Annotated in this window: 21 protein-coding genes; 11 read left to right on the top strand and 10 right to left on the bottom strand. The window is 44.9% G+C overall.

Translation table 11 applies throughout. From position 1 onward, the window contains the following. Window positions 1-134: 134 nt before the first annotated feature. Entirely contained in the window at window positions 135-734 is a 600-nt protein-coding gene (locus MMY95_RS13620; protein ID WP_011102092.1) for a hypothetical protein, read from the bottom strand. A 189-nt stretch (window positions 735-923) separates the two neighbouring features. On the opposite strand from MMY95_RS13620, the gene MMY95_RS13615 reads away from it, so the two are divergent. Further along, window positions 924-1,406 carry a Fur family transcriptional regulator gene (locus tag MMY95_RS13615; protein WP_003643467.1) on the top strand — a complete coding sequence of 161 codons (483 nt, stop codon included), beginning with the start codon at window positions 924-926 and terminating at the stop codon, window positions 1,404-1,406. Window positions 1,407-1,649: 243 nt separating this feature from the next. On the opposite strand, the gene MMY95_RS13610 is transcribed toward MMY95_RS13615, so the two are convergent. The 3 genes from MMY95_RS13610 to MMY95_RS13600 all read right to left on the bottom strand — a co-directional run bounded on the left by MMY95_RS13610 (window position 1,650) and on the right by MMY95_RS13600 (window position 3,355). Next, entirely contained in the window at window positions 1,650-2,006 is a 357-nt protein-coding gene (locus MMY95_RS13610) for a bacteriocin immunity protein (RefSeq protein ID WP_003642473.1), read from the bottom strand. Window positions 2,007-2,200: 194 nt separating this feature from the next. Then, on the bottom strand, window positions 2,201-2,428 hold the full coding sequence (locus tag MMY95_RS13605) for a PLDc N-terminal domain-containing protein (RefSeq protein ID WP_003643468.1): 228 nt from the start codon (window positions 2,426-2,428) through the stop codon (window positions 2,201-2,203). A gap of 54 nt (window positions 2,429-2,482) precedes the next feature. Next, window positions 2,483-3,355 (bottom strand): metallophosphoesterase, encoded by an 873-nt coding sequence (locus MMY95_RS13600; protein ID WP_003642475.1) that lies wholly within the window; start codon window positions 3,353-3,355, stop codon window positions 2,483-2,485. 432 nt (window positions 3,356-3,787) lie between these two features. Here MMY95_RS13600 and MMY95_RS13595 point away from each other — a divergent pair, with 432 nt between their 5' ends. Further along, window positions 3,788-4,330 carry a GNAT family protein gene (locus MMY95_RS13595; RefSeq protein WP_003642476.1) on the top strand — a complete coding sequence of 181 codons (543 nt, stop codon included), beginning with the start codon at window positions 3,788-3,790 and terminating at the stop codon, window positions 4,328-4,330. A 412-nt stretch (window positions 4,331-4,742) separates the two neighbouring features. Here the strand turns inward: MMY95_RS13595 and MMY95_RS13590 are convergent, their stop codons facing one another. The 4 genes from MMY95_RS13590 to MMY95_RS13575 form a co-directional block, all read right to left on the bottom strand. Beyond that, window positions 4,743-5,162, bottom strand: coding sequence for a CidA/LrgA family protein (locus MMY95_RS13590; protein ID WP_015381005.1), 420 nt, complete (start codon window positions 5,160-5,162; stop codon window positions 4,743-4,745). A gap of 19 nt (window positions 5,163-5,181) precedes the next feature. Further along, window positions 5,182-5,910 (bottom strand): LrgB family protein, encoded by a 729-nt coding sequence (locus MMY95_RS13585; RefSeq protein WP_003642478.1) that lies wholly within the window; start codon window positions 5,908-5,910, stop codon window positions 5,182-5,184. Between the two features lie 174 nt (window positions 5,911-6,084). Beyond that, window positions 6,085-6,924: a DegV family protein gene (locus tag MMY95_RS13580; protein WP_011102096.1), complete on the bottom strand. Its 840-nt coding sequence runs from the start codon at window positions 6,922-6,924 to the stop codon at window positions 6,085-6,087. Window positions 6,925-7,448: 524 nt separating this feature from the next. After that, a complete protein-coding gene (locus tag MMY95_RS13575; protein ID WP_003642481.1) occupies window positions 7,449-7,616 on the bottom strand; it encodes a hypothetical protein in 168 nt (55 codons plus the stop codon). A gap of 167 nt (window positions 7,617-7,783) precedes the next feature. Between MMY95_RS13575 and MMY95_RS13570 the strand changes: the two genes are divergently transcribed. From MMY95_RS13570 to MMY95_RS13555, 4 genes are all read left to right on the top strand, one after another. Next, window positions 7,784-8,482 carry a zinc metallopeptidase gene (locus tag MMY95_RS13570; RefSeq protein ID WP_003642482.1) on the top strand — a complete coding sequence of 233 codons (699 nt, stop codon included), beginning with the start codon at window positions 7,784-7,786 and terminating at the stop codon, window positions 8,480-8,482. Window positions 8,483-9,088: 606 nt separating this feature from the next. Beyond that, a complete protein-coding gene (crtI, locus tag MMY95_RS13565; RefSeq protein ID WP_003643471.1) occupies window positions 9,089-10,585 on the top strand; it encodes a phytoene desaturase family protein in 1,497 nt (498 codons plus the stop codon). Continuing rightward, window positions 10,566-11,447: a phytoene/squalene synthase family protein gene (locus tag MMY95_RS13560; RefSeq protein ID WP_053267519.1), complete on the top strand. Its 882-nt coding sequence runs from the start codon at window positions 10,566-10,568 to the stop codon at window positions 11,445-11,447. The genes crtI and MMY95_RS13560 overlap by 20 nt, the downstream gene beginning before the upstream one ends. Before the next feature lie 361 nt (window positions 11,448-11,808). After that, window positions 11,809-12,750 (top strand): alpha/beta hydrolase, encoded by a 942-nt coding sequence (locus tag MMY95_RS13555; RefSeq protein ID WP_003642486.1) that lies wholly within the window; start codon window positions 11,809-11,811, stop codon window positions 12,748-12,750. Window positions 12,751-12,815: 65 nt separating this feature from the next. Here MMY95_RS13555 and MMY95_RS13550 read toward each other — a convergent pair whose 3' ends face one another. After that, entirely contained in the window at window positions 12,816-13,928 is a 1,113-nt protein-coding gene (locus MMY95_RS13550; protein WP_053267518.1) for a glycerate kinase, read from the bottom strand. Window positions 13,929-14,063: 135 nt separating this feature from the next. Here MMY95_RS13550 and MMY95_RS13545 point away from each other — a divergent pair, with 135 nt between their 5' ends. Next, a complete protein-coding gene (locus MMY95_RS13545) occupies window positions 14,064-15,398 on the top strand; it encodes an NAD(P)/FAD-dependent oxidoreductase (RefSeq protein WP_053267517.1) in 1,335 nt (444 codons plus the stop codon). A 194-nt stretch (window positions 15,399-15,592) separates the two neighbouring features. Then, on the top strand, window positions 15,593-15,922 hold the full coding sequence (locus tag MMY95_RS13540) for a bacteriocin immunity protein (RefSeq protein ID WP_003642489.1): 330 nt from the start codon (window positions 15,593-15,595) through the stop codon (window positions 15,920-15,922). Between the two features lie 221 nt (window positions 15,923-16,143). Here MMY95_RS13540 and purB read toward each other — a convergent pair whose 3' ends face one another. Further along, on the bottom strand, window positions 16,144-17,442 hold the full coding sequence (gene purB, locus MMY95_RS13535; RefSeq protein ID WP_003642490.1) for an adenylosuccinate lyase: 1,299 nt from the start codon (window positions 17,440-17,442) through the stop codon (window positions 16,144-16,146). A gap of 316 nt (window positions 17,443-17,758) precedes the next feature. Here purB and MMY95_RS13530 point away from each other — a divergent pair, with 316 nt between their 5' ends. From MMY95_RS13530 to MMY95_RS13520, 3 genes are all read left to right on the top strand, one after another. Further along, complete coding sequence (locus MMY95_RS13530; protein ID WP_241277709.1) at window positions 17,759-19,048, top strand: adenylosuccinate synthase; 1,290 nt, start codon at window positions 17,759-17,761, stop codon at window positions 19,046-19,048. A 48-nt stretch (window positions 19,049-19,096) separates the two neighbouring features. Further along, window positions 19,097-20,068 carry a GMP reductase gene (locus MMY95_RS13525; RefSeq protein WP_187345457.1) on the top strand — a complete coding sequence of 324 codons (972 nt, stop codon included), beginning with the start codon at window positions 19,097-19,099 and terminating at the stop codon, window positions 20,066-20,068. A 154-nt stretch (window positions 20,069-20,222) separates the two neighbouring features. Beyond that, a partial coding sequence (locus tag MMY95_RS13520; RefSeq protein WP_241277708.1) for a tyrosine-protein phosphatase occupies window positions 20,223-20,849 on the top strand: 627 nt, incomplete at its 3' end.

The raw sequence follows: 20,849 nt of genomic DNA, 5'->3' as shown, positions 1-20,849 counted from the left end.
GGCCATCATAGTCTCGTGGGCTCGGAGATGTGTATAAGAGACAGAGCTAAATGAGCTTGGGATTTTTTGTGGCCGCTGTTAATCTGGCTATCAGTGTGATTATGGATTATTTAGAATCATCCAGCTAATGACGACTAGTCATCCGGCCGAATCGTTTCCGAGTAATGACTTAACTGGTATATCGGTGCCCGTCGTGCCAATATTGCTGGTGCTTTGTGAACTTTCACTAGGCAACCAGTTTGCCCACTTGGGGTCAGTCGAACATCATAATTTTGAAAACTAGGGCGTATCGGCGTAGTCACTGTCAGCGGTCCAGTAACGCGCTGTAAGCCAATCTGAATATTTGCTAGGTGCTGGAAAGGGATCCCCACTAAATTACTTAAAAAGCCATCATATAGGCGCCATAGTGCCCCGGCGGACGGCACCCAGACTGGTTGTCCAGCGGCTGCTTGTAATTGGAATCGTAACGTCACGTACTGCCGGGTCACGGTCAACTGAATCGGTCGAACCTTCAACCGAGTAGTAGCGGCTTTTAGGACTGCAACTTGGGCCAACGCTTGGGGAACATCATAGCTCGCCGCAAATACTGGGAACTGATTAGTGGGTACCTGTCGTCCTTTTTCCGTAGTCGTAAGTTGCCGGATAACTTTCATCATTGCTTCAAGGCCAAGTACATATGCGCGTTCGTATTGGACCCGCTCAACCGGTAATGCTGGTACAATTAATTGTGTCATTTTGCCACCCCCATCAACACGCACTTAATTATCGTTAGTTTACTCACGTCTTCAGCCCCAGTAAAGCCTTTTCAGCTATTTCGTTAATTAATTTTGTCAAAAGTTTTATCTAGTAATGTTTCTAAATTGGAATCCTTCTAAAAAGTGTGGTTTAATAAGGGTGAATATGATAAAAGGAGGAACCGCGTCGTGGCAGAAGATATGTTGACCCAAGCCTTGCAGCAATTAAAGGACCATAAAATCCGTGTAACGCCGCAACGGCAAATCATTCTTAATTATTTGATTACTCACCATAATCATCCATCCGTCGAAACCATCTATCAGGAATTAGCAACTCAATTACCTAACCTGAGCTTGGCAACGGTTTACAATACGTTAAAACTTTTTGTCGACTTAGGAATCGTAATTGAATTACAAAATGGCGATGCTGGCACCCACTATGACTTTTTCGGTCGACCACATTATCACGTCGTTTGTGAGAATTGTGGTAAAATTACTGACGTTTTCGAACCCGACCTCCGCAGTGTCGAAGCCAAGGCGGCGGAACTCTCTGGGTACTTGGTTACGGGTCACAATATGGAAGTCTATGGATTATGCCCAGACTGCCAGAAACTACTCAATGTAACTAAAACAGCTGATTTAAAGCGATTGAAATTGACGCACAGTGAATAGAACCAGTTCAATGGCAACCGGCTATTTAGCGCGCTGGTTATCCTAAAACAAAAGGAACACTTTCAGTTTTCCTGTATTAGTCCCTGTCAACCTTAAGTGGACTATCACAGCCTGAGGTGTTCCTTTTAATTTATACGATAAGCTGGTCTTACTTACGCTTTAATCAGCATCACAATCGGAGGACGCTTTCGGAATACCAATCAGCAATTACACGACCGGTAGCCCTCAACCCCCTGGCCGGTATCAATGTTGTGGGACTTCTTCCAGCATGCCATAGAACTGTGACTTGTCAGAGAAATCAGCCATATAGGCCCCGTTCAATCCGGCCTTTTGCCCGATTATTCCTAAGTCGATCATTAGCTTTTCTTCTTCATCTGGAAAGTGTAACCGTCCCTTAATGGCTACACTACGAATATAGTTTACTAGGCGATTGACTAAGGCTTCTGGGTTCTTAGTCGTAGTAATTTTTTTATCGACCTGCATTAATACATCAATAATATCCAATAAGTCCCCCGACTGATCAGACCACCCACTTAACCGGACGATTAGTCCCTTAATAGCCTCTTGAGCTTGTTGTCGTAATTCTGATTCTCGCTGCATTAATAAAGTCCCCCTCTATATGATTCGGATTACCATAATAATTTCAAATTATAGGTATCTTTATATACACTTTTATTATACACGCTTATGATTGCATTCAAAAAAACATTCATAAACGTTCAAAAAACGCCCATCAACGTAAAAAAGTCCGAGCTTTCACCCGAACTTAACCCCACTTTAATTTACTAATTACCCTAACGTTCCTGTCCAAACGCAAAATAGAGCCACGGTCCAAATGGTTGTACAAAGGCTAATAACAACCAGCCAAGTCGATGTCCTCGGCGAAATGACTTCGCCGTCAAGACATCCGCAACCACAATTGTGGTTGCGGTAATCTCCATGGCGGCAACGGGTAACAACCGTTGCTTTAATTTACGTTTGATCCGTGGTGGCATTTGATTGTGATGACGAAATAGTCCCATATTGACGCCTCCCTTAATTATTACCAACATTATACCTTGTTAATTAAGAAAGCGCTATCTTGATTCATACCCTTGTGGGGCTCGCCCGACAAACTTAGTGTCTGGGATCGTCAATTCATCAATAACCGCTTTCCCATGCAGTAACTGGCGCGTTGTCACACCGACCTGTCCTCGATCGATTGTAATGATTTGGTAACTACTGCCCTCATGAACATAATGATGATGTGGATCATGGCAATCGATCGCATAGGCCGCAGAACCGGCCACCACATTCAGAATATTATCTCCAATCAAATAACTTGAAACAAAGTGAACGTGACCAGAGAATACGCCGCCTAAATTATGTCCCCGAAGCACCGATAACAGCGCCGGCGTATTTTGTAAAATCGCATAGTGCATATTTGTCATCGTCGGCCCATCTAGGGGGTGATGCAAAAATAGAAAAGCCCGCTTTGTCGGTGCCTGTCGTAGATGTTTTCCCAACCATTGTAGCTGTTGTGGTGCCAACCAGCCTGCCTCATAACCGCTAACCTTTGAATCCAAAAAATAAAAGTCGTTGTTGCCAATCCGCATGCGACTCGCGTAGTATGGTCCCGGGTCAGCCGGCAAATACCCTTCGTAAAACGCCGCTCGCCGATCATGGTTTCCAAGGATAACTCGAACATGACAATCAAATTCAGCTTCCATCGTATGGATGATTGCGTGCAGCCGCTGATAATCGTCAGCGCTACCGTCATGAATCAAGTCCCCGGTAAAAACAATCAAATCTGGCATGGTTGGTAATCGCCGAATATCATCAATAATATTGGCAAGCTTGCCCCAGGGATCGTACTGCTGACCATGTGCCGGTACTTGGCCGCGGGGGGTTAAATGTAGATCAGAAATCTGAATAACTTGTAAAGGACGCAATTCGATCCTCCCTCTCATACTTTAATCACCAGATGGTTATCTCTAATATAGCGAGCTAACGTAAAGTTTTACCAATCTTCATATAAAGTAACTGTAAAGTTTGTGCTAACCTCTCTTTACGCACCATTGAAAAGTGCCCCCACAGCAACACCTTTCACCAATAGTTCAGCCATCACCCGTATTGCCCTCATTATACTGAAACCACATTATCGGCAGCACGTGCCCAACGGCTTTACTGTAAGTCTTCAGTATATCCGCATCTTATTTCGCCGTCCCCCAGAGCTAGTTGTTCTTGACCTCAGCACTTGGCACATGCCACCCGTGTTTCATACTGAGCTAGCTAGTCTGACGCGTAATCTCATAATTTTGGGTTGACAAGCCCACCTTTTGCCGCCACCATGAAGATAAGCTTTAATAACATCATACGAGTGAGGGATTATTTTGAAAAATATGTTTGTCGGGCCCCATGTGGCCCTTGCTGTTCCCCAGCCAGAAGATTTTGATGAGATCAGTGACTGGTACACTGACGCCGATTTTGTTCGTAAAATGGATACGGCTGCCGCCCGACCACTGACCGGTGAAGAACTCGAACGAACTTACCGTAACCTTGATCGGAATACCGAATACTACTTTCACGTTCATAGTTTAGAAGACGACCACTTATTAGGCTTTGTCACCCTATTCAATATCGAATGGCATAACCAGGTTGCCCAATTAGCCATCGCAATCGGCGATCCCGACGAACGCGGCCATGGTTATGGTACCGAGACACTCAGCTTGATTTTGAACTACGCTTTTAACGAATTGAATCTTTACAAAGTCTGTTTGGACGTCATCGCAACAAACCCCGCCGCTATCGCTGTTTACCAGAATAGTGGTTTTGAATTTGAGGGCACCAATAAGCGTGCTATCAAGCGTGATGGGCAACGAATCGACCTCTATCACATGGGCTTATTTGCAGCTGATTTTCAGCCCCGCGTTACTTTAAACTAATTAATCAGCTCAATTAGTTGCAGCCAATAACTTTTGCAATTATAATAGTCGCAGATTGATAGAAAGTGACCAACTGACTGTCAATCCTTAATATTCTTTAGTTTTTTCGATTATTAGTGCGTTGCTGCCATAATGCAGCTAATAATCACTTTCATTCATAGACTCCCCCAAGTCTGATGAATGGGGTTCATCAAAGCCCCCACTTTGATGTTTCCTACTCCTTGACCACTACATCCGCTGATGTGGTGGCTTTTTTTATTGCCGTCTAAAAAAGCCGTCATGGGTATGCAATCCCCACAACGGCCTGCTATTATCTTGTAACAGCCAAAACAAGCGGTTCAACAACTGCCTGTTTCGATTAGATCCAACTGGTACCCAATCTACTCACGAGTAAATTATGTGCCACCAAGATTTAATCTTCTTCCAACTCAACATTGCTGTTCGTTCGACGAGCAATGAGCCATTCCTTGACTTGAATTAAAACCCACGCGATTCCCGCTGTAAAAAGCAACAACATTAGTGTCGAAACAATAATGACGATCACAATCTGAACGCCTTCTGCCTTTAACACGTCTAACTTAGTTACTAACGCGATCCCTGATGGAATAAAAATCAAGCTGATAAATTGGACAAAAAAGTTGCTAACACCCGCCACCTGCTCAAGTTTGACCACTTTAAACGTTAACAGCAAGTATAGTAGAATCATCCCAATCAACGGCGTCGGCATTGGGAATGCGGGCCAAATCTTATTGACTAAATTAGCGATTAAACTACTAGCTAATAAAATCAAACCATAAATCACAATTTGTGTAATAAACGCGCCTTTTTTCATCGAATCCCTCCCGGACCATCTAACCTAAACCAATCAACTGCGCAAACCCTGGAACCATAAAATTAACAAGAATACCGGCAATCACAAAGGCGATTGCACCAGTTGCACCTGCAGCCTCGCTCACTTCAATCGCTTTAGTGGCACCAACCGCATTACCGGCAATTCCGAATCCTAACCCGGCACCGAGCGGATTCTTGTGCAATTTGAACCAGCGAATAAAATGGTCGCCTAACGCGTAAATCAAAACTGAATTCAGAATGACTGCGAACGCCGCAATGGCTTGATCGCCACCCACCGACTCAGCCACCGGTAAAGCAATTGCTGTCGTTGCTGCTTGTACTAACATGGCACCTAACGCTGCATCCGTCAGACCAAGCAACCGTGAAATCCCATAGATACCAAATAATGACAGCCCTAACCCAATCGCTAACGCAATCACAATGACATCCCAATGTTTCTTAAAGATATCATTACGCTTATATAGTGGCACCGCAAACGAGACGGTGGCGGGCGCCACAAACCAGAATAACCAGTCGCCGCCAACCTGGTACGCTTCATAAACTTTTTGCACGGGTGCCTTTAGAATCGACGCAATCAATACCAATAAACCAATCCCGAGCAGCATTCCAAAAAATAACGGTTGGAATAACACAAAGCGATTTGTTTTGTGATATAAATACTCGCCAATCCCATACACCAAGATCGACAGTCCGATCCCGAAAAACGGATTATTGAGAAGATAGCTCACATAAGTTCCTACTTTCTTTTAGTGAAAAGAGTGACAAAAAAGGTGCCCCATCCGGGTCTAGTCATCATTAAATGGTGGTTAGGCTCAGAACAGTGCACCAACACGGTTCTCATTTATCATTAATTAATTATAACACATCAAAGTAATTTTTAATAGTAGGTTAGTTCGTCAAATTTAATCAACTGTATAAAACATCAACGCGTAAGCGCCAACACCGGTGTGCGTCGCAATAATTGGACTAGTACGCGCAACCAGTGGCGTTACTTGTGGAACGACTTGTTGGAGAAGCTTTTCTGGCGCTTCCGCAACGCTCGGTTCGCCGACGTAAGAAATTCCAGCCGCTTCGACTCGAGTCGCATCCGCTAATTGGTCTAGAATTTGTTCCTGCGCTTTGATTAGCGCCTTTTTCCCGCGCCCCCGCGTATAAAGTTTTAATTTTCCGGCTTCTAATTCAAAGACAAATTTTAATTTAATCAAATTCGTGACCATGCCAGCCAACTTAGGGACGCGCCCACCTTTGACCAAATTGTCGAGCGTATCCACGAACAAGTAGGTCTTAGTATGCTGCCGAATGACGGTTATCTTCGCCAAAATTGTGGCCATATCCGCACCGGCGTGAGCCATCCGTGCTGCTGTAAGCACTTGAAAGGCCATCCCACGGTCAGCCGCCTGGGTATCAATAACTGTCACATCGCCACTAGCAAGTTTGGCAGCTTGGCGAGCAGCATTGACCGTCCCACTCAATGTCTCCGTCAAATGTAGTGATAATACTTGGCTACCATCCGCTGTCAATTCATCGTAGCAACTGACGAAATCACCAATTGGCGGCTGGCTAGTCGTTGGCAAGACTGGGCTGACTGCCATCTGTTGGTCAAATTCCGCGGTACTAACTGCCGTATCTGCAATCAAGTCGCCACCGAACCCCACGAGTAACGGAACCACTTTAATATTATACTGTGCAATCTCGGCCGTCGTTAATTGGACCGACGAATCGGTGACGATTTTAATTGTCATATTTGGAAAACACCTTTCGATTAATTTGTGCTTCATTATAGCACCTCAGAGTCTAGGACCAATAAAAACTGCGTCACACCAGCATTTAGCCACTCATATTGATTTATGACGGTCATCATTTCGTTATAAACTTTGTAAAAATCGTCATATTTTTTCGTTCCATGACCTAACTTTTTCGTCTGAAAATCATGCTTTTAAACTTTTCGCGTCACACTTTCTTCACGCGTCGCCGCTATACTATATTTATAGTCATTAAGGAAATCCCAATCCTTAACGACCCCCTAACTTTAATGATTACTTCCCCAAGTAATGATGTGTGTGTACTTAATTACATTTTACCGATTTACTTCCCTTTTCCTCCGTATTTCCCCGATACGGAGGTTTTTTATTGCCTTCAAGCAGTTGTGGCTCACGCGTGAACACCGTATTAACCATAATCATTGCCAATCCAATTTCCACCATAAAAAACGCGCCAAGGCGAGAAACAAACTTCTCAACCTTACCGCGTATCGTGGTCCTAATACTTATTTCATCTTATCGAGATCTTCTGGTGCAATAAAAAAACTGACCTGTCCCGTTTCTAAATCAACGTGCGCCTTCACTTCAACACCTTTAGGAAAAATCCAGCCTTTCCCAGTATCTAACTTTAACGGCATTTCCCCATACGTTTTGGTTCGATACGTCTTTTCCATCAGAAAACTCCTTCGCTCTTTGCCAATTACGATTAACTGGGCTAATTATATAATCTGACGTCGTTTCTCGATAGTAAAGACACTTTCCAATGGCTTTCTTCAGTAGGAATGTCACGCTAAATCTGATAGAATCGGATTAACATTAAACCACTTAGGAGGGGTCGACCTTGTTCTATTCGTTTTTTGATCCGACTTACCTATTAGTCATCATTGGACTGATTATCTCAATGGCCGCATCGGGTTACGTTAATCGGACATTCCGGCATTATGATGCCTATCGTAGTCAATCTGGCACAACCGGCACCGATGCAGCTCGCTTTATTTTAAGCCAATCTGGTATCAATGATGTTGGTGTCCAAAAGATAAGCGGGGATCTGACCGACAATTACAACGGTCAAACTAAGATTCTCAGCCTATCAGAAGCCACAGCAGATTCAACCTCTGTGGCCGCCATCGGAGTTGCGGCCCACGAATGCGGACACGCAGTTCAAGATCACGTTAACTATTGGCCAATGCGCTTGCGGACCGCCCTCGTGCCCATCACGAACATCGGTTCAAGCTTATCATTACCACTAATCATTATCGGCGTTTTATTGAGTTACAACCAAACACTGATTCACATTGGGATTTTACTCTTCTCACTGGCGTTATTGTTCCAACTTGTCACGCTTCCAGTTGAATTCAACGCCTCAAGACGCGCCCTCCAGATTTTATCTGATGGGCAAGTTTTGACTCGCGACGAAGTTCCCATGGTGCGTAAAGTGCTTGTCGCGGCGGCTTTAACCTATGTTGCTGCAGCCCTGTCAACATTCTTACAATTACTACGACTAATTATTCTATTCGGTGGTAATCGTGACGATAACTAATCGCGCCAAATGGCAGTGCCCACAGCCAGTCACCAAAATCTGCTTGGTCACTATCAACTTAGCGTCGCCGCAAACTTGTTATTACTAGCATTGTTGCGAATCAAAATAGTCACTTCAAAGGACAACTTTTGAAGTGACTATTTTCTTTGGCCCCAAACAGTCGATCATCGCACCTCGCCAAGGCATTCCGTAAGAACGTTGATGATTCTTCACACTTCTTAATAAAGCCTTTCCCTTTTTTTCATGACATTCGCCATGTTCAGTCACAAATTCTTCACACAACCTCGGTATGATTACATCATAGCAATTGAGGTTAACTCAATCAGCTATAACACAACCTAAAATTTTTCATTTACTCCTCCAAAGTAATGAAATTCATAGTAACATGTGATTCCCCGTCACATGTTTACCCTACTCCTTTTTCCACCGTATTCCCCGATACGGTGGTTTTTTTTGTTTTTCTCGTCCGCTCTATTCGCACCTACCGACTACTTTAATACGTCATAGTAATCATATTTGTTGTACTTTTTACATTATTAAACCAAAATATAACTAATGATTAACCATGCTTTTTAGTTATTCATCTGTTAAGGGGGAGATTTACTGATGAAGCAAGTATCGATTATTGGCGCTGGTATTGGTGGCTTAACCGCTGCAGTACGGCTTCAAAAATTAGGTTATAATGTTACGATTTATGAGCAAAACGCGCAACCGGGTGGCAAAATGAACCAGATTGTTAGCCAAGGATTTACATTTGACGTGGGGCCGACGATCGTCATGATGAAAGACATCTACGAAGAAGTCTTTCGCTTTTGCGGGGTCGATCCGCACAACTATTTACCATTCGAAGAAGTTCAACCTTTGATGCACCTTGTCTTTGGTGATCAATCTAGTCTAGATTTGTCACGCGATCTCCCAACATTAATTGCCGAGATTAACCGCATTGCGCCTGATGACGTCAATGGTATGTTAAATTTTTTAGCGGATATTTATCACCGGTATACCATCGCGAAGCCTAATTTTTTAGAACGATCATTTCGTAACTGGCGTGACTTTTATAACCTACCCGCTCTGTATGCAGGACTACAGTTACGCACCTTTAACAATGCCTACAAAAACATTGCAAAATTTATCAAGAATGAAAATCTACGTAATTCATTAGCCTTTCAGACACTGTATATTGGGATTTCTCCCTACCAGGGCCCGTCGCTATACAACATTATTCCGATGATTGAGCTCTTCTACGGGGTCTATTTTTTAAAGGGTGGTATGTACACAGTTGTCAATAGTCTCGTTAAGTTATTCAAAGAACAGGGTGGTACGTTAAAGCTTGCCACACCAGTTCAAGAAATTATCATCAAAGATAAAGTTGCTGTTGGCATTCGTGTCAATAATCATCCGATCCACAGTGACTATGTCCTATGTAATGCTGATTTTCCAACCGCCATGACGACACTGATTCCAAATGAGCAAAATCGTGGTCAGTACACAGATCAAAAAATTGCCAAAATGGATTATTCATGCTCATGTCTCGTCTTGTATTTAGGACTAGACAAAAAATACCCAACCGAAGCATTACACACGATCCACTTTGCACAAGATTTCAGCAAAAACGTCGCCGATCTATTTGACAACGGCAAGTTACCAGAAGATCCCTCGTATTATGTCTATGTTCCATCAAAGATGGATCCAAGTTTAGCTCCCGAAAACAGTGAGGCACTCTATGTTTTAGTACCAGTTCCTGAGCTCTCAAAGTTTAATGACTGGTCACCAACAACACTGAAGAACTATCGTCAACTAATCATTAACAAACTAAGACAAACAGCTACCTTCAGCGATATTGAACAGCATATCGTTGTCGAAAAGCAGTTTACACCGGTTGACTTCAAAGAACAGTTTGGCGCCTATAACGGAGCCACTTTCGGCTTACGACCGACGTTAAAACAAAGTAATTATTATCGTCCCCATAACAAGTTCGACTATGCCGACCATCTTTATTTTTGTGGTAGTAGCACCCACCCTGGGGCCGGTGTTCCCATTGTTATGCAAAGTGCTAAATTAGCCGTTGAGGAGTTGATTAAAGATGACCAAACTAATGCCTAAATTCGAACAACATCGCACTGACTTTGCGTACTGTCAAACAATTACTAAAAGGTCTTCTAGCGCATTCTACACCGCCTTCTCGCAATTACCACTAGAACGCGCTTGGAGTATTTACGCCGTTTATGCTTTTTGTCGAACAGCCGACGACCTCGTTGATGTTGACCATGATATTGATGGTCTAATGGCATTGCGCCAATCATTGACCACCTTTGCCAATGGTCATGTCCCAGACCACCCAATGTGGCGCGCACTGGCCGTCGTTTTTGAGACTTATGATATGAATCTTGACGTCTTTTTCGATATGCTCACTGGTCAAGAACAAGACGCGACTTTTAAACAACCTCAAACTCAGCAAGCACTTGAAGACTATTGCTATTACGTCGCCGGATCGGTTGGTCTGATGATTTTGCCAATGCTAGCAACTAACCCGCAATCACTTGTCAAACCAGCCGTAGAATTAGGCATCGCCATGCAACTCACCAATATTTTAAGAGATGTTGGTGAAGACTACCAACGTGGCCGAATCTACCTGCCATCAAAACTATTGGCACACTATCAGCTCAATCCAACTGACTTGCATGGCCCCATCCCATCTGCCAATTTTATTCGGCTTTGGGAACATGAAGCACAGATTGCCATGAACAAGTACGAGGCTGCATTAACCATGATGCCACAAATTGATCCCGTCGCCCGGCCATCGCTATTAGCCGCCACTTTGCTTTATCGTGAATTATTGCTAATCGCACGTGAACAACACTACCCAATTTTAAGTCAGCGCGTCTTTTTGACAGATGAACGTAAAACACAGGTCCTTAATCAAGTTAGCACTAAAGTGCATGAACTAGCCCTTAAGGAGGCTTAATGCGACTTGAATCGGTATCATACTTGGTACGACGAAATCTGTCCATACCGGAATATTGACCACCCACAAATAATTTTTAGTTTTTTCACCAGTCAAGTAAGCGATTTAGTTACCTTTTAACAATCAAACTACTATACTAAACATATAGTGACTGGACATCTCCTTCAGCCACTTGAACCTTTTTCATTTACTCCTCCAAAGTTAATGAAAAACAGGCTCGCTGGGGATGCCACCTAGCGACCAATGCAATTTATAGGTCATCGCCCGCCGCGATGGCCTTTTATATTACTAGAATAATATAGTTACATCTCACTTCTAATCGGCGTATCATATTATTGAGAGATTAGAGGAGTGATATTTAATGAAAAAAACACGCGCCGTAGCCGGAATTAGTGCTCCTGTGGCAATTTTTTCGGCCGCCCTATTCGCGAGTGAGAAGCTCTACGATTTTGCTTTCAAGCGTGTTGATTACGTGCCCGAAACTTCGGCAGATAAACAAAAATACGCCGATGCCTACTACGCTTATGTCGATTGGCTACACCGACAGCCCGTTCAGCAGTGGCAACTGAACGCTAATGACGAGGCCAATCACCTTGTCGCACAGTACGTTCCTGCTAAAACAACCAGCAACCGAACCGTTATTGTTTCCCATGGCTACAAAGGTGATGGTGAAACGATGGCAAATTACGCTTATATGTTCCATCAAATGGGCTATAACGTCCTCTTGCCCGACGATCGCGGCCATGGGCAAAGTGCCGGCAAGTACATTAGCTTTGGGTGGCAGGATCGCCGCGACTATTTAGGCTGGATCGATAAAGTCGTCCGTATCAATGGTCGTCACACGGATATCATCCTTTTTGGTGTCAGCATGGGTGGTGCGACCGTTGAAATGATGAGCGGCGAAGACCTTCCATCACAAGTTAAGGCCATCATTGCCGATTGTGGTTATTCGAGTATCGAGGAAGAACTCGCTTACTTATTAAAGCGACAGTTTCACTTACCAAAGTATCCGTTTGTGCCCATCGTTAGTTTTATTAACCGCCACCGTATGGGCTATTATTTAAGCGACGTCAGTTCTGTCGAACAGCTCAAACATAACCATCTACCGATCTTCTTTATTCACGGTGACAAGGATGTCTACGTCCCAAGTTGGATGCTCAAAGAAAATTATCAGGCCGCTAAGGGCCCCAAGCAGATGTGGCAGGTTCCCAACGCCACTCACGCCGAGAGTTTTTGGATCGATCCTGCCGAGTATCAACGACATGTTACAGCCTTTTTAAATCACTATGTTCCTGATAAATAAAATTCAGTCGAAAAACCGTATGCGCTATTCACTACGCATACGGTTTTTTTGACCGCTTAAGTTTTTTATGACTGGCTAATGATTCGGGCTAAGCGGTCCGCCATCCGTTCCAGATTGGCTGGTCCCTGCGCCATGGCTTGATCTAAGGTCATGACTTGATCGACAATCGGTAAAACGGCCGTGACCCCCTGTTTGGCAAATGTTTCATTTGCACCTTTTTGCCGACCAACTAATAAATAGCAAGGCTTGCCGGCCGCTTGGGCTAACTGACTGAGCTGAATTGGTACCTTGCCCATAAAACTCTGATCGTCGACTTGGCCTTCACCAGAGATAACTAGATCCGCTTGGGCCACTTTCGTTTTAAGATTGCTCATTTCAGCTAACAATTGAAAACCAGAGCGAACGCGGGCGTGTAAAAAGTAACGTAAAGCAAACCCAATACCACCGGCAGCCCCATCGCCTTCGTGGGCACTCACCGCGCCAGCTGCGACCGTCATATAGTGAGCTAAAGCGGCATCGTGAGCCTGAATTTGAGCAACCGGTAATCCTTTTTGTGGGCCAAAAATCTTAGCTGCGCCGTTCGGTCCCGTTAGCGGATTCGTCACGTCCGCTGCACTAATGAACGAGACTTCAGCTAATTGTGGCAACACATGTCGATCGTCAATCTTAGTGACCCGACTTAAATCAGCGCCAGTCATGGCTAACTCTTGACCATCGGCAGCCCAAAAACGATAACCGAGCGCACGTAGGATTCCGGCACCACCGTCGACCGTTCCGCTACCACCTAAGCCCAGAATAATCTGACGGGCGCCACGCTCAATCGCATCTTTAATCAGTAGCCCGGTCCCATAGGTATTCGTTGCTAACGGCGTCAAGGTCGTCGTGACAAACTGGATTCCGGATGCAGCCGCAACCTCAATCACTGCCATTTTTTCAGTGGCAAAGTAGCCATACGTTGCAGTCACTGGCCGTTGCGCCAGATCCACCGTTGATGCCGTAATAGCTTGTCCACCAACATGGTTAGCCAGCCACGCCGCCACCGTTCCTTCACCACCATCGGCAATCGCAACTTGAGTAGCGGTGATTCCGTGAGCCGCAAATCGTTTAGCCACTATTCGGTTGGCCTGAATGCTCGTGATGGAATTTTTAAATGAATCAATTGCGATCAAAGCGTGCATATTAACGTCTCCCTATTGACATAATTACTTTTAGTATAATCATTACAGCGGGCGCGAGCAATTCATATCAGTTGTCAGGTTTCTTAAAACTCGTTAAGCTTAAGTTACCAAAATTTTAATGGAGGCTGATAAATCATGACAAACAAATACGATTACGATGTGTTATACATTGGTGCGGGTCACGCCACGTTTGATGGCGCCGCACCACTCGCCAAGACTGGTGTTCGCGTCGGTGTGATTGAGAGTGGTCTGATTGGGGGCACCTGCCCTAATCGTGGTTGTAACGCCAAAATCACTCTTGATGAACCTGTCAAATTAACGCGGGAAGCAGCACGCCTCAATGATATTTTGAGCAGTGCACCAACCATTAATTGGACGGCCAACGTGGCCCATAAACAAGAGATTATTGATCCCTTACCAGCAGGCCTGACAGCTCGTTTGGAAGATGGTGGCGCAACGATCATTCATGGTCATGCCACGTTCAAGGACGCTCACACCGTTGTCGTTGATGATCAGCAAACCATTACCGCTGAAAAAATCGTTATTGCGACTGGTTTAAAGCCCCATCGTTTAGATATTCCGGGGACCAAGCTCGCCCACGATAGTAGTGATTTTATGAACCTTAAACGGTTACCACAAAGTATCGTCATCATTGGCGCAGGCTATATTGGTATGGAATTTGCCACCATCGCTAACGCGGCCGGTGCCCAAGTGACAGTCATGTTACATGGCGACCAGGCCCTCCGTGATTTTTACCAACCATTCGTTGCACAAGTGGTTGACGACTTAACTGAACGTGGGGTAACCTTCATCAAAAATGCCAACGTGCAAGCATTTACCAAACAGGATGACCAGTTCCAAGTTAGTTATGGCGACCACCAGCAATTAGCGACCGACTGGATCCTAGATGCGACTGGTCGAATTCCAAACTTAGATGGCTTAGGCTTAGACCGGATTGGCGTCAAATATGACCGCCACGGCATTTATGTCAACGACCACTTGCAAACCAACGTTCCTAACATCTATGCAGCCGGTGATGTCCTTGCCAATGACTTGCCAAAGGTCACACCTGCAGCCTACTTTGAGTCCAAATACTTGATGCGTTTGTTCTCTGGTCAAACCAGTGCTCCCATTGACTATCCGGTAATTCCATCGGTCGTCTTTACTTCACCACGAATTGCGCAAGCCGGCATGAAAATACCGGCTGCTGAAAAGGCCGGCTTAACCGTTAGTGATAACGATTTAGCAGATTACTGGTATTATCAAGTCTCCAAGGAACCGATTGCCGCTAGTAAACAGGTCCATGACCAAGACGGCCATCTCGTTGGCGTGACTGAAATCAGTGATCAAGCTGAAGATGCCGTCAACGCACTACTGCCAGCTATCGAATATCAATTAGACCGCGAACAAATCGACCGTTTGATTGGTATTTTCCCAACCATCGGCTACGCAGCTTGGCACCGGGCTTAAAACAGAAAACACTGCTGCGACCGCCGCTTGATTAATCCCTTATTAATAACCAGAGCCGCCAATGACCCCCACTCATTGGCGGCTCTGGTTATGTTCGTTCCATTACTTTAGAAACCAACTCGGGCCTGCACATCAAGCATACTGACCATGCTATAATTGCGCCTATCTCAACGATTGAAAGGTTGGTCCTAACAATGGATGTGGATGCTCAAAAATTATTTACCTTAGTAGATGCTGCTTATAATCAGCCGATTACCAATCAACCATCCGATTCCTACCGCCAAGCGCTACTGGCAGCTGCAATCGACCTGAATAACAACGTTTCGCCACAGCAAGTAACCATCCAGCTATATCAAGCCTATTATCGTAACTATATGGTTCCAATGACTCTACCACGCCAGCATCGTGACCTCTACCAATACGTTCACACCCAATTACAGCGCCTCACGCGCAAAGAACAGCGACATATGGCACTTGGGTATGGTCTGATTGCGACGCACCTAACATTTGGTCCCTTGAACTGAAATCAAGGTACTTACACGCATTGCGCTAGTTATCGTTTAGTATGAAGCATGATTAAACCGTGCCATTATCAAGCTCAAAAATAGCCAGTAATCGTTCCCAGCCCCGGAGGTCGAAATAGGACGCGCATCGGCTGACGAATAAACAGCCCATCTTTTTAACACGTTTTAATCATAATAAAAGCCTCAGCGATTACCATCGCTGGGGCTTCATCGTTTTTAAATTAATCGTCTAATCCCAATCGTTTGAAAATATCATCAACGTGGCGAAGATGGTAATGATAGTCAAACGCATCATCAATCGCAGCCTGGTCCAAATGTTCACGAATCTCGGCGTTACCTTCAACAAGTGGCTTGAATTGTAACTGTTCATCCCATGACTTAGCCGTCAGTGGTTGAACGAGGTCATAAGCACTTTCACGAGACATCCCCGTATCAATCAACTTGAGCAAGACACGTTGACTGTAGATCAACCCGTAAGTCGCATCCATGTTTTGCTTCATCCGTTCTGGGAACACCGTCAGCGTCTTAATAATCTTATTGATTCGAGTTAAGATATAATCCACTAAAATCGTGGTATCTGGTAAGATGATCCGCTCCGCAGAAGAGTGGGAAATATCCCGTTCATGCCACAATGGCACATCTTCATAGGCGGTCATCATGTGGCCGCGAATAACCCGTGCCAACCCCGTCACGTTCTCAGAACCGATGGGATTACGCTTGTGAGGCATTGCTGATGAGCCTTTCTGACCTTTATTAAAGAATTCTTCAACTTCATGAGTTTCAGATTTTTGCAAACCACGAATTTCGGTTGCAAACACTTCAACGCTTGTTGCAATCAAGGCCAAACTAGCAATGTATTCGGCATGTAAGTCCCGTGGTAAAACTTGCGTCGAAATTTCTTGTGCGCGCAATCCAAGTTGTTTGCAGACAAATTCTTCAACAAATGGTGGAATGTTCGCAAAAGTCCCAACGGCTCCACTGATTTTACCCGCTTCAACGCCCGCGGCCGCGTGTTCAAAACGCTCGATATCCCGATTAATTTCAGAATACCACCGGGCAATCTTCAATCCAAACGTGGTTGGTTCAGCGTGGACGCCGTGTGTCCGCCCCATTTCAACCGTATATTTATATTTTTTCGCTTGTTGTGCTAGTGTCGCCCGTAAATCTTGTAAGTCTTGGCGAATAATCGCGTTAGCCTGCTTCAACCGGTAACCTTGCGCCGTGTCGACAACGTCAGTACTGGTCAGCCCATAGTGAACCCACTTACGTTCTGCACCCAACGACTCGGAAACATCGCGCGTAAAAGCAACCACATCATGATGCGTTACGGCTTCAATCTCCGCGATCCGGTCAACATCAAACTTGGCATTCTCTCGAATTTTAGCAACATCACTTGCTGGAATCTTCCCTAATTCAGCCCAGGCCTCGTCGGCAGCAATCTCTACCTCCAACCATGCTTGGTACTGATTTTCTAACGACCATACTTTGCCCATCGCGGGACGCGTATAACGATCAATCATTGCTAATCCTCATTTCTTTTTAGGTATTCACTAACAAAACACGAACATTATTATAGCATACCCCTCGAGTAATTAATAGAGACGAACAATGAAAAAATACTGTTATTTTTCACTTTGTTTCCATATTAAGGACTTGTTTTCGAACTAATTCGTCTTAATTATGAACGATTATTTGCGCTCAAAACAAGAACATTCGGTTTTTGGGTTGCGTTTTGACGTTAAAGTTGCTATACTCTTTCCTGTTGGAGTAGTGAACGTTTAACTACTCTTTAGGATTAATTATTCATAATTAAACTATTTAATGAGGTGGAAGAATATGGCATCAGTCGTAGTAGTAGGTAGCCAGTGGGGCGATGAAGGTAAAGGAAAGATCACGGACTTTTTGAGTCAGGAAGCAGATGTGGTATCACGTTACCAAGGCGGCGATAACGCCGGCCACACCATCGTATTTAATGGGCAAACTTTCAAATTACGGCTGATTCCATCAGGGATTTTCTTCCATGATAAGTTAGCTGTCATTGGGAACGGCGTGGTCTTAAATCCCAAGTCATTAGTTGAAGAATTACAATACTTGCGGGACAAGGGCGTTAATCCTGACAACCTTAGAATCTCTAACCGTGCACACGTCATCTTGCCTTACCACATCACATTAGATGGCGCTCAAGAAAAAGCTAAAGCCGGTGGCAAGATTGGGACGACTAATAAGGGAATCGGCCCAGCCTACATGGATAAGGCTGAACGAATTGGGATTCGCGTAGCCGACCTGCTTGATAAGGACACCTTTGCGGCGTTACTCAAGCGCAACTTAGCTGAAAAGAACCAAATTATTACCAAGCTTTATGACTTAGAACCACTGAAATTTGAAGATATTTTTGATGACTATTACGCTTATGGTCAAACTTTGAAACCATTCGTCACCGATACTTCCGTTGTCATTAATGATGCGTTAGATAACGGTCAACGCGTCCTATTTGAAGGTGCTCAGGGAGTCATGCTGGATATTGACCAAGGGACTTACCCTTACGTTACTTCATCTAACCCAGTTGCCGGTGGTGTTACTATTGGGAGCGGTGTTGGCCCATCTAAAATCGATAACTGTGTTGGGGTCTTAAAAGCCTACACTTCCCGCGTCGGTGACGGCCCATTCCCAACTGAACTCTTTGACGAAGTCGGTGATTTCATTCGTGAAACGGCCCATGAATATGGGACCGTTACTAAACGTCCTCGGCGGATTGGTTGGTTCGATAGCGTTGTATTACGGCATGCTAAACGAGTTTCTGGGTTTACTCATCTTAGTTTGAACTGCTTAGACGTCTTGACGGGCTTAAAGACCATCAAGGTATGTACCGCTTATGACTTAAACGGCGAAACCATCTATCACTACCCTGCTAGTCTGAAGGAATTAGAAGCTTGCAAACCTATCTATGAAGAACTTCCTGGCTGGGACGAAGACATTACTGGCGTTAAAACCTTTGAGGAACTGCCAACTAATGCACAGAACTACTTGCGTAAATTAGAAGAACTCGTCGGCGTTAAAATTGCCACCTTCTCTATTGGTCCCGATCGCGAACAAACTAACGTTATCGATCACAACATTTGGGGCTAATTGAACGCGACACCGTGAATTAACTTAAAGGAGTTTTGCATCATGGGAATGGAGATTTTTGATTACGAAGATATTCAACTAATTCCGAACAAGTGTGTCATTAATAGTCGTTCGGAAGCCAATACGACCGTAGAATTGGGTGGCCGTCGTTTTAAGATTCCAGTGGTGCCTGCCAATATGGCAACCGTCATCAACGACGAGATTGCCAAGTGGCTCGCCACTAACGACTACTTCTACATTATGCATCGCTTCGCCCCCGAGACCCGCCGTGCTTTTATTGAAACGATGCATGCCGCGCAACTGTACGCATCTATTTCGGTCGGTGTTAAGTCCAGCGAGTATGACTTTATCGACGACCTGGCTGCTAATCAAATCGTGCCAGAATATATCACGATTGATATCGCACATGGTCATGCTGACAGTGTCATTGCAATGATCAAGCACATCAAAGACGTCCTTCCGGATAGTTTCGTAATTGCCGGAAATGTGGCCACACCAGCTGCCGTTCGCGACCTTGAAAATGCTGGTGCCGATGCAACTAAGGTTGGCGTTGGCCCGGGTAAGGCCTGCATTACTAAAGTCAAAACGGGCTTTGGTACTGGCGGCTGGCAATTAGCTGCTGTCCGGTGGTGTGCTAAGGCCGCTCGCAAACCAATCATCGCAGACGGTGGTGTCCGGACCAATGGTGACATCGCCAAGTCGATTCGGTTCGGCGCTACGATGGTCATGATTGGCTCAATGTTGGCCGGACATCAAGAATCACCCGGCAACATTTTAAAAATCGATGGTAAGACTTATAAACAATACTACGGTTCCGCCAGTGAAACTCAAAAAGGCGAACATAAAAACGTTGAGGGTAAACAAATGCTGGTTCCTTACCGGGGCCGCTTAGTTGACACCTTAAACGAGATGCAAGAAGACTTACAATCATCCATCTCATATGCCGGTGGCCGGGATTTAAAGGCCATTACTAAGTGCGACTATGTGGTAGTTAAAAATTCGATTTACAACGGGGACTAATTAAGACTCACTAATACCTAAAAAGCTTGTCAGCCATTTCTGGTCTGACAAACTTTTTTAGTATCCAATTCTAATTTTTACACTCACTTTACCCTGACAGCGGCTATGAAAGCGGTTATAATAAAGCTAAATCACTAATCGAGGTAATCAGACTATGGAACACAATCGGGTCTTACGACTAGAACACGGTATTAACTTCCGCGAACTGGGGGGTTATGAGAACACCGCTGGTCAGACAATCAAGTGGCAAAAGCTGCTGCGTTGCGGTGGCATGTCACTACTCACTAACCGCGATCTCACCTACTTGGATAACTACGGACTCCGTTATGATATCGATTTGCGCCAAGCCAATGAAGCTGAGATGTCTCCAGACCGTTATCCCAAGAATACTAAGTATATTAATACGTCTGTCTATCCGTTCACTGACAATCGTCGCTTTGATCGCCGTTTAAAACGGCTCATCAAGCGAATGGTCGTCGATGATTCCTTCAACGCACAAACATACGCGCAAATGATTACAGATAGTCATGCCGTGAAAGTCTGGCAAAATTTATTTGCGACCCTCCTCACCAACGACCAGCCCGACCAATCGGTACTCTTTCACTGTGCTGCTGGTAAAGACCGAACGGGGGTCGCGGGTGCGCTCATTATGACGGCCCTAGACGTCCCCCGTGAAACGATTATGCAGGACTACCTGCTCACTAACGCCATCTTCATGGCCGCAGACAGTATGGATACCGCTACGATCATTACCAAGGCCAATGCTGGTGACCTAGCTAGC

It is taken from the genome of Lactiplantibacillus sp. ME-2 (genome assembly GCF_022549155.1).
GTDB classification, from domain to species: Bacteria; Bacillota; Bacilli; order Lactobacillales; family Lactobacillaceae; genus Lactiplantibacillus; species Lactiplantibacillus plantarum.
The sequence above is the reverse complement of the archived record's forward strand: the minus strand, read 5'-3'. Positions and strand labels throughout refer to the sequence as shown.

Coding starts and splice junctions, on each gene's coding strand:
- purB (WP_003642490.1), bottom strand. CDS start 17,442: ATGATTGATCGTTATACGCGTCCCGCGATGGGCAAAGTATGGTCGTTA.
- MMY95_RS13545 (WP_053267517.1), top strand. CDS start 14,064: ATGACAAACAAATACGATTACGATGTGTTATACATTGGTGCGGGTCAC.
- MMY95_RS13575 (WP_003642481.1), bottom strand. CDS start 7,616: ATGGAAAAGACGTATCGAACCAAAACGTATGGGGAAATGCCGTTAAAG.
- MMY95_RS13555 (WP_003642486.1), top strand. CDS start 11,809: ATGAAAAAAACACGCGCCGTAGCCGGAATTAGTGCTCCTGTGGCAATT.
- MMY95_RS13620 (WP_011102092.1), bottom strand. CDS start 734: ATGACACAATTAATTGTACCAGCATTACCGGTTGAGCGGGTCCAATAC.
- MMY95_RS13550 (WP_053267518.1), bottom strand. CDS start 13,928: ATGCACGCTTTGATCGCAATTGATTCATTTAAAAATTCCATCACGAGC.
- MMY95_RS13525 (WP_187345457.1), top strand. CDS start 19,097: ATGGAGATTTTTGATTACGAAGATATTCAACTAATTCCGAACAAGTGT.
- MMY95_RS13560 (WP_053267519.1), top strand. CDS start 10,566: ATGACCAAACTAATGCCTAAATTCGAACAACATCGCACTGACTTTGCG.
- MMY95_RS13590 (WP_015381005.1), bottom strand. CDS start 5,162: ATGAAAAAAGGCGCGTTTATTACACAAATTGTGATTTATGGTTTGATT.
- crtI (WP_003643471.1), top strand. CDS start 9,089: ATGAAGCAAGTATCGATTATTGGCGCTGGTATTGGTGGCTTAACCGCT.
- MMY95_RS13610 (WP_003642473.1), bottom strand. CDS start 2,006: ATGCAGCGAGAATCAGAATTACGACAACAAGCTCAAGAGGCTATTAAG.
- MMY95_RS13580 (WP_011102096.1), bottom strand. CDS start 6,924: ATGACAATTAAAATCGTCACCGATTCGTCGGTCCAATTAACGACGGCC.
- MMY95_RS13530 (WP_241277709.1), top strand. CDS start 17,759: ATGGCATCAGTCGTAGTAGTAGGTAGCCAGTGGGGCGATGAAGGTAAA.
- MMY95_RS13540 (WP_003642489.1), top strand. CDS start 15,593: ATGGATGTGGATGCTCAAAAATTATTTACCTTAGTAGATGCTGCTTAT.
- MMY95_RS13595 (WP_003642476.1), top strand. CDS start 3,788: ATGTTTGTCGGGCCCCATGTGGCCCTTGCTGTTCCCCAGCCAGAAGAT.
- MMY95_RS13605 (WP_003643468.1), bottom strand. CDS start 2,428: ATGGGACTATTTCGTCATCACAATCAAATGCCACCACGGATCAAACGT.
- MMY95_RS13600 (WP_003642475.1), bottom strand. CDS start 3,355: ATGAGAGGGAGGATCGAATTGCGTCCTTTACAAGTTATTCAGATTTCT.